Genomic DNA, 14,234 nt, shown 5'->3' with positions numbered 1-14,234 from the left:
ACCTCCTTTGTTACATCATTTTTTTCTGACGCAGCACCGGACGGATGCTGAACACTTCCTCGAAAAATTCTGCTTTTTTTGCAAACTCTTTCTTTTCCAGTGACAGATCTTCGTCCGAATAAAGCTGAATGACCAGTTCGTTTTCGTGCAATATCTGTTTTGCCTCTTTGCTCTTCTGCTTGTGGCTGCGGTCCAGCGAATTTACCACTCCGAGGATTGCCGTCAGTTTGGCAATGGTCAGATAATTTTCCCTTGTCATCCGGCTGCTTCCGATCTTGTCGTATCCTTCCAGCGGCACCGTGTTATATTTTACCACATTTGCCACAATTTCTTTCTCTTCTTCCGATAATCCGATGATATCCATCGCCATGATAATATGGTACGCGGACTCCCCGGCATTTGACAGACTGATAAATTTACCGCATCCATGCAGGATCACCGCAATGCGGAGCAGCAGGCGATCCCGGTCATCGAATCCCTGGCTCTTTTTGATCTTGTCAAAAATACCAACTGCCAGATCTTCGCACACTTTGATATGCGACTTGCTGCACTGATAACGTTTGGCAGCATTTCTTGCAGCCGCCAGGATATCCTCATCAAAGTCATGGACGAGTTTCAAAAGCTGGTTCTGCTGTGCATATTCATACGCCATGCCATCAGTCAGGTGCAGACCCGGCATCCAGATATTCTCCACATCGGCTGCTTCCAGGAAACAACGGTAAACGACAAGAGACGGACGCAATACCGAGATCACATCTTCCGGAACCTCGCAGCGTCCTGCCGCATCTTCGTCGGAACGGTAGATCATGTCATCGTAAAAATTCAGGAAATCCGCTCTTGTCATCACATTTTTATGAACGGCATCGCCGATATGGTCCCCGACCACGATCAGATTGGAGATCACACGATCCTTCAGATACAGCTTTTTGTATGACAGAAATTCATTTTTCACAACTTCTGTCAGAAGTGTCTCATAATGTTTCAGGCTCACACCCTCATTCATCATCCGTTCACGCAGCCGCAGATTTCCGATTTTCATATTCTGGCTTGCAACAAGACGATCCTTGTCAAACAGAGAAATCTGAATGCTGCCGCCGCCGACATCTACGATCGCCGTTCCTTTCTGGATGATACGGTTGAATTCATTTTCCCTGGATGCGATCGATTTATAATCCATAAAACGCTGTGATGCATTTGAGAGAACTTCCACCTCCAAACCGGTATGGCGTTTCACACGGTCCAGAAAAACAAGCTGGTTACCCGCTTCTCTTACTGCACTCGTGGCACACACACGCCAGTCATCCACGCGATATCCTTTCATAATCCTTACAAAGTCATTCAGAACCCGGCAGAGCTCATCGGTCATCTCCACACCGATCCTGCCATCACGGTATACATCTTTGCCAAGTTCCATGCGATGGCACACGCAGTCGATTTCTTTGATTCCTTTTCCGGAAGTGATCTGAAAAATCTTCATTTCCACTTCATAGGAACCTATATCGATTGCTGCAAAAAGTTTCATACTCACACGTCCTTTCTCTCCTGTCCAAGCAGATGATCAATAAACTGCTGTGCAGTACGTCCGGAAAGTCCGCCATACTGCAGTTCCCACTGATTTGCCTTTAAAAACAGCTCTTCTTCCGACATCGTAATTCCGTGTTTGTCTGCCAGGACGCGGACGATATTCTGAAATTCTTTTTTGCTCGGTGAACCAAAATAAATCTTCAGTCCGAAACGATATGCCAGTGACAATTTCTCCTGCACCGTATCAGAAGTATGCAGATCGTCTCTTCGCTCTTCCTTGTCACTGAATTTTTCACGGATCAGATGTCTGCGGTTGGAAGTTGCATAGATCAGTACATTTTCCGGCTTGCGTTCCAGTCCGCCTTCGATCACGGCTTTCAGGTATTTATATTCGATTTCAAATTCCTCAAAGGAAAGATCATCCATATAGATAATAAAACGATAATTTCTGTTTTTGACCTGAGCGATCACATCATTCAGATCCTGGAACTGATGTTTGTAAACTTCAATGATACGCAGTCCCTGGTCGTAATATTCATTGAGAATGCCTTTGATGCTGGAGGATTTTCCGGTGCCGGCATCACCAAAAAGCAGACAGTTGTTTGCTTTTCTTCCCTGCACAAAAGCTTCGGTATTTTCGATCAGTTTCTTCTTTGCCAGCTCATAACCTACCAGGTCATCCAGGTGTACGTGTGCGATCTTGGTGATCGGCACGATCTGTACGCCATCTTCATCATGTGCCACGCGAAATGCCTTATGCAGTCCCAGTTTTCCCACACCGAAATCTTTGTAGAAAGAAGTCATATCTTCTTTAAATTCATGCACATCTTTTGCTCCTGCAAGTTTTTCGCTCAGTTCACAGATCCGGTCGCGAATACGCTCGTTAAATACTTTGCTGCTCTGCGGTGCATTAACATAATCTGCAATCATGAAAAAGCAATGTGCACCCAGCTTTTCTTCCAGTGCCTCAAAGTTCAGGGCATATAGTTCACGAAAAATCTCATAATCATGCTCCACCAATGCATTGATGCTGCCATCCACCTCGCCGCGGATCTCGCTTGCATGACTGAACACATTTTCATTGTTTACCAGAAGCCAGGTCAGATAGCTGTGCCATAAATTTCCTTCAAATCCATAAGTACCGGCAAGTTCGGTCAGTTTGTGAATACAGGAAAAATAAAGCCCACGAAGATCCGAAACCGGCATCCCCATCGTTTCTGTCTCTTCCACGATAAATGCCATATCGTTTAAGACCTGATCCTGCTCCTGCTCCTGCTCATATTCTCGGTATACGATTAATTCATCAATTCGAAACATTTTTATCAACCTTTCCAAAAACAGCAGCTTTTTTGCAAAAGCCGCTGTATTTTCAGTAATTTCCAAGTATTTTCATATTCGTTGCCTCTTCGCGGATACCACGCAGGGCATTTTTGACCGCACTGTCGTTTAAATTGCCCTCGAAATCAATGAAGAAACGGTACTCCCAATTGCGTCCCGGGATCGGTCTGGACTGGATTCCGAACATATTCAGATTGTTATAAATAAAGTGAGACAGAATATTGTAAAGAGATCCGCTGGTATGTGGCGTTTCAAAACAGATGCTGATCTTCTTCGCATCTTTCTGATAAATTCTCTGATTTGTCACAATGATAAATCTCGTAGAATTTGCCTTGTTGCTGTAAATATTTTCTTTTAACACTTTCAGCCCAAAACATTTTGCCGCAAAGGCACTGGAAATGGATGCCTGCGTCACATCGCCGTCCTCTGCCACTTTTTTCGCTGCCATTGCGGTATTCTCAAGCGGGATCTGTTTCCAGTCCCGATGTTCCTGAAGAAAGCTCTTGCACTGGGAAAGTCCCTGCTGATGGGAATAAACAGTACGGATATCGGAGATTTCTGCATTTTCAAGCCCAAGCAGACAATGCTCACAGCGAATGATCTGCTCACCGACGATATAGTTTTCAAACTCTACCAGCAGGTCATACATATCATTGACGCTCCCTGCCGTTGAATTCTCAATCGGCAGCACTGCATAGTCTGCCGCACCTTCTGCGATCGCCTCCATCGCATCTCTCCAGTGCTCCACATGGAACGAGGTGATCTTATCGCCAAAATACTGCTGCATTGCAGCCTGACTGTATGCTCCTTCCACGCCCTGGAACACTACGCGGACATTCTCTTTCTCCAGCTCATCCACACCGATAAACGGCAGGCGGCCTGCCACACCGTTTTCCTCCAACAGCTGATACTGCAGTTTACGGCTCATCGCCATGATCTGCTGAAACAGTTCTTCAATCCCGTGACGGTTGAAGTCGTTGTGTGTCATATCTTTTGCCTTTTCAATGACTTTTTTTTCACGTTCTTTATCAAACACCTTTTTGCCGGTGCTGATCTTGTACTCTGCCACTTTTCGGCTGATCTCCATACGCTTCTCAAAAAGCTCCGTCATCTGACGGTCAATGGAGTCTATCTCATTTCTTAAGTCCTGTAAATCAACCATCAAGTTCTCTCCTTAACTGTTCTATTGTCCTGTTCAAAACCGGATGACGTACCCACGGTGCGATCTGAGAGAGCGGCACCAGGACAAAATCCCGGTTCTGCAGATCAATATGCGGAATATGCAGCTCTTCTGTGTCGATGACTTCCTGATCATACAGCAGAATATCCAGATCCAAAGTACGCGGTCCCCACCTGAGGATACGCTCCCTGTTTGCTTCTGCCTCGATCCGATGCAACTGAGCCAACAGTTCCTGGGGTGTCAGAAGCGTCTCCATCTCAAGGACGCCATTAAGGAATTCGTCCTGCTCTGTCACTCCATAAGGTTCTGTTCTGATAAAATCTGACACCTTTTTCACGCTGCTGCCCGGCAGTTTTGAAAGTTTCTCCACTGCCTCTTTCAGATAGGCCATCTTATCTCCCATATTGGAGCCAAGTGCGATATAAACGGTATGTCTGCTTCTTCTGATCTCCACAGAGACTGTCCTGAGCGGCAGTCCTACCGGAGCCCACGGTTTCTGGATCTCCAGGCGAAGTGCCCGGATCAGCGGATATCTGCAAAACAACTCCGCTGCCAGCCCCTCTGCCGCCGCTTCGATCAGCTTAAAGGTATGTTTCTGCAAAAAATCCTGGATCGTATGGCTGACTTCGCCGTAATTTACCGAATATTCCAGTTCGTCTGTCAGGCCTGCCATCCGCACATCCACTGAAAGATCCGCACTGATCACAAACTTCTGACCCAGTTTGTTCTCTTCCGGATAGACACCGTGGTTGGCAAACACTTCCAGATCTTTGATATAAATTGTATCCATCATCTTTCTCCCATCTGCCTGTTATCTGCCGAGGATGGCTTCTGTCATCTTCAGGGCACGGTAGTTTTCTTTTACATCGTGTACACGGACAAAAGCGACCCCTTTCATCACACCGATCACAGTGGTTGCCACGGTTCCTTCCATTCTCTGATCTGCCGGAAGATCCAGTGTCAGTCCGATCACGGATTTTCTGGAAGTTCCAAGCAGGATCGGATAGCCGAGCGTATGCATGCATTCCAGTTTGTTGATGATCTCCAGATTATTTTCATAAGTCTTGCCAAATCCGACACCCGGATCAAGAATGATATTCTCATCGGCGATGCCTGCTTTTTTTGCAATGTCAATGGTCTCCTGCATATCTTTCAGGAAATCTGCAATAAAATCAGTGTAATCCGGCTCTTTACGGTTATGCATCAGACAGCATGGGGCATTTTTTCGGGCGATCACGCCTGCGAGATCCGGATCGTACTTCAGTCCCCAGATATCGTTGACCAGATCTGCTCCTGCGTCAAGTGCTGCCTCTGCCACTCTACTTTTGTAAGTGTCGATAGAAACCGGCACATCAAAGTTTTTCTTTACCATCTCGATCATCGGAACCACTCTGGAGATCTCTTCCTCATCGGAGATCAGTGTATAACCTGGTCTTGTGGACTCGCCACCGATATCAATGATCGTTGCTCCCTGTTCTATCATTTCCTGTGTATGACGCATTGCCCGACCCTTGTCGTTCCATTTCCCGCCGTCGGAAAAAGAATCCGGTGTCACATTTAAAATCCCCATCACATAAGCGTGATTTTTCAGATCAAATTCTTTGTTTCCTATCTTCATCTGCTTTTCCTCTTTTCGTATATTCTGCCTCAGTACTGTATCTCCATATTTTTCTTTTCCGTGCTCCAGTTGCACTCTTTTTCGGCACGGCAGCCAAAGCAGCATCTGGACATTTTATCTGCCCGGTATAAGATCCCGGCAAGATCATCCCGCTTTAACATCTCTTTGTTGCGGTGATTTTCAATCGCATAGAGAATCTCTTTCATCTCTTCCGGATAAAATCCGCAGTCCGTCAGGATCTGCTCTGCGATCGGAAGCCCTGCGATCTGGTGCGGAGTCCCGTTTTCGTACTGAATATGCCTCCCTATATCGTGAAGAAGAGCGGCTGCATAGATCCGCTCTTTCGATATCTCCTGATTTGCTTCCAGATTAAAGATCCATGCCAGTCTGGCAACATCCAGCAGATGTCCCATATCATGTCCACAGAAAATCCGGTCTTTTTCTTTTTCATCAATCTGTCTGCGGCAGCTCTGATAAAGTATGTGCTGCAAAATCTGATTTACACGTTCCATTCTCATTATAAACGCACCATCTGATAAAAAGTATCCTGCAGTTCTTTGTTGTTATCAAACACACCTCGTGTCACGGTCGTTACTGTCTGTGCACCCGGTTTTTTGATCCCACGCATCGTCATGCAGAGATGCTCTGCCTCGATCATAACCATAACGCCCTGTGGGTGCAGATTGTCCATAAACGCATCGGCGATCTGTGCCGTCAGCTGTTCCTGGAGCTGCAGTCTTCTTGCAAAAACCTCTACTGTTCTTGCGATCTTGCTCAGACCGACTACCTCGCCGTTTGGAATATATGCAACATGTGCTTTTCCAAAAAACGGAAGCATGTGATGCTCGCACATCGAATAAAATGTGATATTCTTCTCAACAACCATATCCGCATTGTCCACATGGAAACGCTTCTCCAGATGAGTCGCTGCGTTCTGATCCATGCCTCCTGCCAGCTCACAGTACATTCTCGCAATACGGTCCGGTGTCTCTATCAGTCCCTCTCTGTTTATATCTTCCCCGATACCTTCCAGTATCAGTCGTACCCCTTCTCTTACTTTTTCCTGATCTACCATAGTTTTCAAACCTCACTTCTTATTGTATCCAGAGCTTTCACAATCTCACCAAGAAACGAGAGGGATCCGAAAGCGAGGATTACGTCGTCTTTTTTCGCCTTTTCCAGACTTTTTCTTACCGCATTTTCTATCTTTTTCTCAAATGTCACATCTGCTTTTTTCTTTTTCCATGCTTCTGCCAGTTCTTCCGCAGGCAGTGCACGCGGATTGCCCGGTGTCTCTACCGTGATCACATCCGCATCAAATGCAGACATCTGATCAATGATCGTTTCGTATTCTTTATCTTTAAAAACACCCATAATGTAATGGAGCCTTTTTTTCGGAAAATACTGACGTACTGAATCAGCCAGTACCTTCGCCCCATCGCGGTTATGTGCTCCGTCTATAATAAAATATGGCTCTCTTTGAAGAACCGTAAATCTGCCCTTCCAGCTTGCTTTTTGCAGACCACTCCGCAGTGCTTCTTCTGAAATGGCATAGCCAAGATCGATCAGGGCTTTTACCGCTTCCACTGCCAGAACGGCATTTGCAATCTGATAAGAGCCTGCCAGATGGATCTCAAGGCTGTCATACCCGCCATAGGAAAAATACTGCTCTTCACACCCATATACGATGTCCGTTGCATTTGCCGCATCTGCGATACGCAGATCCGCCTTCTGCCTTTGACAGACTTGCCGGATCACTTCCATGGCTTCCGGCTGCTGTCTCATGCTGACCACAGTCGTATCCGGCTTGATGATACCGGCTTTGCATGCGGCGATCTCTGCCAGAGTGTCTCCAAGAAATCCCATATGATCCATGCTGATCGATGCGAGCACTTCCAGAACGGTCGTCTTTATCACATTCGTGGCATCGGTAGCTCCTCCCATGCCGACCTCCAGAACGACCAGATCACACTTTTCCTCCCTGAAATAGAGAAAGCAAAGTGCCGTCTCGATCTCAAAAGCGGTCGGATGAGATGCACCGTCACGTACCATCTCATCGGCACAGCTTTGTATCTGCGTCGTCAGCCTTGCCAGAGCATCTTTTTTTATATATATTTCATTTACCTGTATACGTTCCCGGTAAGAAAACAGCGTCGGCGAAATATATCGTCCAACGCGATAACCTGCTTCTTTCAGAACGGCAGAAAGATAGGAAAGTACCGATCCTTTGCCATTGGTACCGCCGATATGAATGAATTTCAGATCATCCTGCGGATTGCCAAGCCTTGCAAGCAATTCTTTCATTGTATCCAGCCCGAGAACACTTCCGTATCTGGCAGCATCGTCCAGATACGCTCTTGCTTCTTCGTAATTCATAGAACTCCATTCTTCTTCCAGTATTGTGCCGGCTTTTGCAAGTATCCTGTTCCACAATAAAAAAAACATCCTCGCCCGGCATCCTATCACGTTGAATTATAGTATACCCGACCTGATTTTGCAAGAACATTATGGTCCGGCAGAGTATAATCTTTCCCGTTTCCGGTTATACTTTTCCCATGAAAAATAATTTTATCCGATGCGGTATCTGCGGCTGGTGCCTGGAGCTTCTGTGGACCGGTTTTCTTTCCTTTCGGCGGCGTGAATGGAAGCTGACCGGTCATTCTTCCCTGTGGATGTTTCCAATCTACGGTATGGCAGCTTTCCTGAAACCGCTCTCAAACTTCCTTTGCAGCAAAAAATGTTCTTTTCTCCTGCGTGGCTTTCTATATATGCTGTTTATTTTCACCGCCGAATATATGAGCGGAAGCCTTTTGAAAAAACATCACTGCTGCCCGTGGGACTATTCCGGGACACATTTTCAGATAAACGGTGTGATCCGTCTGGACTATGCACCGCTCTGGTTCTTCTGCGGTCTGCTTTTTGAATATCTGAATCAGAAAAATGGCTCAACTTCATCTTGAAATCTGTCTGCAAATGGTATATGATAAAGAAAATCTGAAGTTAAAAGGAGGAAATTATGAGACATATAATGAGTCCGCTGGATTTCAGTGTGGAAGAACTGGATCAGCTCCTGAATCTGGCCAATGATATTGAAGCAAACCCAAAAAAATACGCCCACGCATGTGAAGGCAAAAAATTAGCGACTCTTTTTTACGAACCAAGCACACGTACCCGCCTCAGCTTTGAAGCTGCTATGATGAATTTAGGTGGTAATGTACTTGGTTTTTCTTCGGCCGATTCCAGCTCCGCTACAAAAGGAGAGACCGTTGCAGACACCATTCGCATGGTCGCATGTTATGCCGACATCTGTGCAATGCGTCATCCAAAAGAAGGTGCACCGCTTGTGGCATCCTTACATTCTCCAATCCCGGTGATCAATGCCGGAGATGGCGGACATCAGCATCCGACCCAGACACTTACGGATCTTCTGACGATCCGCTCCCTGAAAGGAAGACTGGACAATCTGACGATCGGTCTCTGTGGTGACTTAAAGTTCGGACGTACCGTTCACTCCCTGATCAGTGCATTGGTCCGCTACACCGGAATCCGTTTTGTCCTGATTTCTCCGGAAGAGCTGCGTATCCCAAGTTATATCCGCGACGATGTACTGCGTGAGAACAACATCGAATTCGAAGAAGTAGAACGTCTGGAAGATGCACTTCCGAAGCTGGATGTCCTTTATATGACCCGTGTACAGAAAGAACGTTTCTTCAATGAAGAGGATTATGTCCGCATGAAGGATTTCTATATTCTTGACAAAAAGAAAATGGAACTTGCACCGCAGGATATGATCGTTATGCATCCGCTCCCTCGTGTCAATGAGATCGCAGTTGAAGTTGACGATGACCCAAGAGCTGCTTACTTCAAGCAGGCTCAGTATGCTGTCTATGCACGTATGGCTCTGATTCTTACACTTCTGGAGGTGAAAGTATGTTAAATGTAGGTCAGTTAAACGAAGGTGTGGTTCTCGACCACATCGAAGCAGGAAAGAGCATGTCCATCTACCATTATCTGAAACTGGATCAGCTGGACTGCTGTGTTGCCATCATCAAAAATGCCCGCAGCAACAAAATGGGCAAAAAAGATATCATCAAAGTAGAATGTCCGGTTGACATGCTGGATCTTGATATCCTTGGTTTTATCGACCACAATATCACCGTCAACATCATCAAAAACGGTGAGATCGTAGACAAGAAAAAGCTGCACCTTCCAAAACAGATCGTCAATGTGATCAAATGCAAGAATCCTCGCTGCATCACATCGATCGAGCACGGACTGGATCAGGTCTTTGTCCTTTCCAATGAAGAAAAGGAAATTTACCGCTGCAGATACTGCGACGAAAAGTATCACGCTTCAAAAGCCAAACATAAATAAAAAGATGCCATATGACATCCTTTAACCTTAACATCTAATAAAAGAACAAAAAACAAGCACAGTAAAAAAATCACTGTGCTTGTTTTTTTCTGCGAGCAGAACGATAAGCCGGGTTATGTCGTGAATGATCATCTATCTAGGCCATGCGTTGCCGCATGGCTCAAGCAACCAACCTGAAACTGACGGGCCGCCATATGTCTCTGCTCGGTCTTGCTTCGAATGGGGTTTACATGTGCCCCCGCTGTTACCAGCAGGGCGGTAGTCTCTTACACTGCCCTTCCACCCTTACCGGCTTATGGCCGGCGGTATATTTCTGTTGCACTGTCCCTAGAGTCGCCTCCGCCGGACGTTATCCGGCATCCTGCCCTGTGAAGCCCGGACTTTCCTCGTCTGACACCTTTCGTTTTGCCAGCCGCGATCATTTATCCTACTCGCAAACATAAGAATATCTTAACATTTCTCAGATTGACTGTCAACTTCCATTTTGCTATAATAGCTCATTGTATTGTGATGCGATTGTGATAAAGGGAGTGTATCAATATGAAAAATTCAACCAAAGCAACCGATTCTGCCAAAAAAGAGTCGGTATTTCAAAATTTATCAAAGGAAGAACAGATAGCTCTGACTGTCTTTCTTCTTACGCCTCTTGTGGCACTGTTGTTCCTAGAATACGCAAACCCGGCGGGGCCCGGACTGATTTTCTATTCTATCCGTCCGTCTTACCTGCTTCGTTTCGGTGTAACCGCATTTTTATTTTATATCGTGATGGGATTTCTGTTTGCCCTGACCGGAAGTATGCGGTTCTCCGGGTGTTTTCTGTGTATTTTCAGCATTATATTTTCACTGACGAATTATTTCACAACAACATTTCGCGGAATCCCGATCCTGGCTTCGGATCTGACGATCATGGGAACTGCGATGAATGTGGTCGGCAATTATAAATATTCGCTTGATCTGACCCGCACGATCACACTGCTTGGTCTGATCGCCTGGTGTATTCTGCTGTTTCGTGTAAAACGTCTCCGACTTCCAAAAGGCAAAAAAAGGATCTCTGCCATCCTAGGAAGTGCCGCCATCTGTTTTGCTTCCTTCTGGATCATGATCTATACGCCGGTTATGACTGTGACACCGATGCATGTCACTGTCAATACGTTCCGTCCGATCAAATCCTACCGCAAAAACGGATGCGTCCTGACTTTTATGCGAAGTATCCAGTTGATGATAATTCATAAACCGGATGGATATTCCGCAAACGCTGCTGAAGAGATAGCCGCCCCGTATCGCAATGAAACCTCTTCCGGCAATGCAAAAACACCAAATGTCATCGCCATTATGGACGAAGCTTTTGCCGATCTGCAGGCCGTCGGTGATTTCAGGACCAGCGAAGATGTAATGCCATTTTACCACAGTCTTACAAAAAACACTGTAAAAGGGTTCTCCTATGTATCCGTATTCGGAGGGCAGACGGCAAACACGGAATTTGAGTTTCTGACAGGACTGTCCAAAGCTTTTGTGCCGGCATCTGCAACACCTTATCAGCTTTACATCAAAAGTTTTCTGCCGGGTCTGACCACACATCTTGGAAACCAGGATTATCAGGGTATGCTGGCATTCCATCCATTCCGTGCAAACGGTTACAACCGCGACCATGTTTATCCAAACCTCGGATTTTCGGATTTCATCAGTTTAAAAGATCTGGATGTCTCCGCTTCGGATAAGATTCGCAACTTTGTATCCGACGCAGCTGATTTCCAGGTGATCATCGATCAGTATGAACAGGCAAAAAAGAAGAGCAATGCCCCGTTTTATCTGTTCAATGTCACCATGCAGAATCACAGCGGCTATGACCAGGATTTTGACAATCTGGATATGCCGATCTCCATCGAAGAAAAATGTGATGATCCGGAACTGAAACGTTACCTGAACCTGATCCATCATTCCGACACTGCCCTGAAATCTCTGATCGAGTATTTCAGCAAGCAGAAGGATCCGACCGTAATCGTCTTTTTCGGTGATCACGAACCCGGACTTTCCAATGAAGTTTACAGCAAGATCCTCGGAAAAAATGTCGAAAAACTCAGTGCAGAAGAAAATATGAATCTCTATAAGACTCCGTTTCTGATCTGGGCAAACTATGATATCGAAGAACAGGAAAATGTAAACATCAGTATGAATTACCTCTCGACTCTGATGCTTGAGAGCACCGGCATGAAACTCTCTCCGTTCAATCAGTTCCTTTTAGATATACATAAACAGATCCCGGTGCTGACAACAAACGGTTATTTCGGTGAGGATGGCAGCTATTATTCCTTAAAAGATGAATCCTCCCCTTATTATGAATCCCTCAGAAAGTATCAGATCCTCCAGTACAACGATCTGTTTGACAAGAAAAAAAGGATCGAGAACTTTTTTGACTGATGTAAGAGAAAAAGAAAAGCCATGGAAAAGACAATATTTGTCACTTCCATGGTTTTTGTTATATCTGAAAACATCCGCCCCCGATAAACTCTCTTAAGATAGAATTCATCGGCACGCTCTCGCTTGGGATTCCCACAAAATAGTCCAAAAATTTTAAGAGGCGTTTCGCTTCCTGGTATTCCGGTTCCTCTCTTCCAATGCCAAACAAAAGCGGCTCTGCATACATCTTCAGAACAGCCAGTTCATAGATCAGTGCTGAATTGAACATCACATCTGCCTGCTCCTGATAAGGAAAAATATAGGACTCTTCTCCTCTTCGCACCGACGGCCACATGCTGATCGTTGCTTTTGCCGTCGTTCCCCGCGTCCTGGCATCGCGTACAATCCTTCGAAGCAGTCTTCCGTCTGTAGTCGGAACACGGTTATGTTCATCGACGTTGAGCTGCGTCAGGGCACTGACATAAATCTTGAATTTATTTTCTTTTGGCAGTGCAAAGGACAACTGATCATTCAGGCAGTGAATGCCTTCGATCACCAGAATATCCTCTTTTCCAAGTTTTGTCTCTTTTTCACTGTACATGCGTTTGCCGCTCACAAAATCAAAAACAGGCAGATGCACGCTCTTTCCTGCAAGCAGTGCGTTCATGTCATCGTTAAACTGCTGAACATCGATGGCTTCCAGACATTCGTAGTTTGGTTTCCCATCTTCATCCACCGGTGTGTCTTCCCGGTTTACAAAATAGTTATCCACCGGGATCGGATGCGGTCTCAGTCCGTGTGCGGAAAGCTGGATCGAAAGCCGATGAGAAAAGGTCGTCTTTCCGGAAGAAGACGGACCGGCGATCATAATGATCTTTTTATCTGGATTTTCGGCGATCTTTCCGGCAATCTCCGCAATTTTCTTTTCCTGAAGTGCCTCCTGGATCAGGATCAGGTCATGGATGCCATGGTGCACAATATAATCATTCAGTAATCCTACGGTAGGAATTTCGAGCATCTCTCCCCATTTGAGCGATTCTTTTCGAACACGGAACATTTTGTTCTCCGGCTCAAAGGCCGGAACCGTCTTCGGATCTTTCCGCTGTGGCATCTGAAGTACAAATCCGTCCTCATACAAATGCAGGGAAAACGCTCCCAGATAAGAAGTGTCCGGAATCATGTAGCCATAATAATAATCTTCGAAACCGCCCATATCATAGATATTGACTTTGGAAGCCCGGCGGTAATGAAACAATTTTTCTTTGTCTTTCATCCCGTAGTGCGAGAACAATGCGATCGCATCGTCCGTACCGATCGTTTTTTTGTCGATCGGCACTTTCTGGGCAACCAGTTCCCTCATTCTGGCTTCCACTTTATCAAGAAAATCCTGATCCAGTGTCACATCACCGTCGACCGTACAGTAATATCCGCTGCTGACGGAAAAATGGATCCCAACTCTGTGGATGTGTTCATGCCCTGCCTGATGGTAGAGTGCCTTCAGCAAAAGCAGCGTCATACTCCTCCTGTAGGCCGCCATCCCTTCCTGCTGCCTTGTTGTGATAAAAGAAATGCGGCAGTCCTCCGTTAATTGCAGGTACAGTTCCCGCAGCCGCCCGTTGACCTTTGCAAGAACAATATCATCCTCCTTCTGATATTCCTTTGCAAGATCAAGCAGCCGTATACCCGCCGGATAGCTTTTCCTTTCTATGTTTCCATTTTCAAAAGAAACCTGAATATATTCTTTCTCCATCATCAAACCACCTCCTGATCATTTTTACAGATCACATTGTCATCGATACCGGA

13 protein-coding genes and 1 other RNA gene are annotated in these 14,234 nt (G+C 45.8%); 4 read left to right on the top strand and 10 right to left on the bottom strand.

Annotated elements, in window-relative coordinates; all coding sequences use genetic code 11:
* Positions 1–10 precede the first annotated feature (10 nt).
* The 8 genes from LKD42_RS01060 to LKD42_RS01025 are packed head-to-tail and all read right to left on the bottom strand — an operon-like array spanning position 11 to position 8,105.
* On the bottom strand, positions 11–1,522 hold the full coding sequence (locus tag LKD42_RS01060) for a Ppx/GppA phosphatase family protein (protein ID WP_248834591.1): 1,512 nt from the start codon (positions 1,520–1,522) through the stop codon (positions 11–13).
* Positions 1,523–1,524: 2 nt separating this feature from the next.
* Complete coding sequence (locus LKD42_RS01055; RefSeq protein ID WP_248834553.1) at positions 1,525–2,841, bottom strand: ATP-binding protein; 1,317 nt, start codon at positions 2,839–2,841, stop codon at positions 1,525–1,527.
* A 52-nt stretch (positions 2,842–2,893) separates the two neighbouring features.
* Positions 2,894–4,024 (bottom strand): chorismate mutase, encoded by a 1,131-nt coding sequence (locus LKD42_RS01050; RefSeq protein WP_248834552.1) that lies wholly within the window; start codon positions 4,022–4,024, stop codon positions 2,894–2,896.
* Entirely contained in the window at positions 4,017–4,832 is an 816-nt protein-coding gene (folK, locus tag LKD42_RS01045; protein ID WP_248834590.1) for a 2-amino-4-hydroxy-6-hydroxymethyldihydropteridine diphosphokinase, read from the bottom strand. The genes LKD42_RS01050 and folK overlap by 8 nt, the downstream gene beginning before the upstream one ends.
* Positions 4,833–4,853: 21 nt before the next feature.
* Positions 4,854–5,660 carry a dihydropteroate synthase gene (gene folP / locus LKD42_RS01040; protein ID WP_022119578.1) on the bottom strand — a complete coding sequence of 269 codons (807 nt, stop codon included), beginning with the start codon at positions 5,658–5,660 and terminating at the stop codon, positions 4,854–4,856.
* A 29-nt stretch (positions 5,661–5,689) separates the two neighbouring features.
* Entirely contained in the window at positions 5,690–6,178 is a 489-nt protein-coding gene (locus LKD42_RS01035) for an HD domain-containing protein (protein ID WP_331464739.1), read from the bottom strand.
* Complete coding sequence (gene folE / locus LKD42_RS01030) at positions 6,178–6,735, bottom strand: GTP cyclohydrolase I FolE (RefSeq protein WP_248834551.1); 558 nt, start codon at positions 6,733–6,735, stop codon at positions 6,178–6,180. The genes LKD42_RS01035 and folE overlap by 1 nt, the downstream gene beginning before the upstream one ends.
* A 5-nt stretch (positions 6,736–6,740) precedes the next feature.
* Positions 6,741–8,105, bottom strand: coding sequence for a bifunctional folylpolyglutamate synthase/dihydrofolate synthase (locus LKD42_RS01025; protein WP_331464738.1), 1,365 nt, complete (start codon positions 8,103–8,105; stop codon positions 6,741–6,743).
* A gap of 110 nt (positions 8,106–8,215) precedes the next feature.
* On the opposite strand from LKD42_RS01025, the gene LKD42_RS01020 reads away from it, so the two are divergent.
* Genes LKD42_RS01020 through LKD42_RS01010 form a run of 3 tightly spaced genes read left to right on the top strand, consistent with a single transcriptional unit; the run spans position 8,216 to position 10,034 of the window.
* Positions 8,216–8,620, top strand: coding sequence for a putative ABC transporter permease (locus LKD42_RS01020; protein ID WP_147631388.1), 405 nt, complete (start codon positions 8,216–8,218; stop codon positions 8,618–8,620).
* A gap of 56 nt (positions 8,621–8,676) precedes the next feature.
* On the top strand, positions 8,677–9,597 hold the full coding sequence (gene pyrB, locus LKD42_RS01015; RefSeq protein WP_173895591.1) for an aspartate carbamoyltransferase: 921 nt from the start codon (positions 8,677–8,679) through the stop codon (positions 9,595–9,597).
* Positions 9,591–10,034 (top strand): aspartate carbamoyltransferase regulatory subunit, encoded by a 444-nt coding sequence (locus tag LKD42_RS01010; RefSeq protein WP_022119572.1) that lies wholly within the window; start codon positions 9,591–9,593, stop codon positions 10,032–10,034. The genes pyrB and LKD42_RS01010 overlap by 7 nt, the downstream gene beginning before the upstream one ends.
* An 88-nt stretch (positions 10,035–10,122) precedes the next feature.
* Here the strand turns inward: LKD42_RS01010 and rnpB are convergent.
* Positions 10,123–10,468, bottom strand: an RNA gene (rnpB, locus tag LKD42_RS01005) — RNase P RNA component class A.
* 106 nt (positions 10,469–10,574) lie between these two features.
* Here rnpB and LKD42_RS01000 point away from each other — a divergent pair.
* On the top strand, positions 10,575–12,452 hold the full coding sequence (locus tag LKD42_RS01000; RefSeq protein WP_248834550.1) for an LTA synthase family protein: 1,878 nt from the start codon (positions 10,575–10,577) through the stop codon (positions 12,450–12,452).
* A 58-nt stretch (positions 12,453–12,510) separates the two neighbouring features.
* Here the strand turns inward: LKD42_RS01000 and LKD42_RS00995 are convergent, their stop codons facing one another.
* A complete protein-coding gene (locus LKD42_RS00995; RefSeq protein WP_248834587.1) occupies positions 12,511–14,181 on the bottom strand; it encodes a nucleoside kinase in 1,671 nt (556 codons plus the stop codon).
* Positions 14,182–14,234 lie beyond the last annotated feature (53 nt).

The sequence above is a fragment of the Hominisplanchenecus faecis genome, assembly GCF_020687205.1.
Taxonomy (GTDB): domain Bacteria; phylum Bacillota; class Clostridia; order Lachnospirales; family Lachnospiraceae; genus Hominisplanchenecus; species Hominisplanchenecus faecis.
Note: the sequence above shows the minus strand (reverse complement) of the source record. Positions and strands in the feature narration are given on the sequence as shown.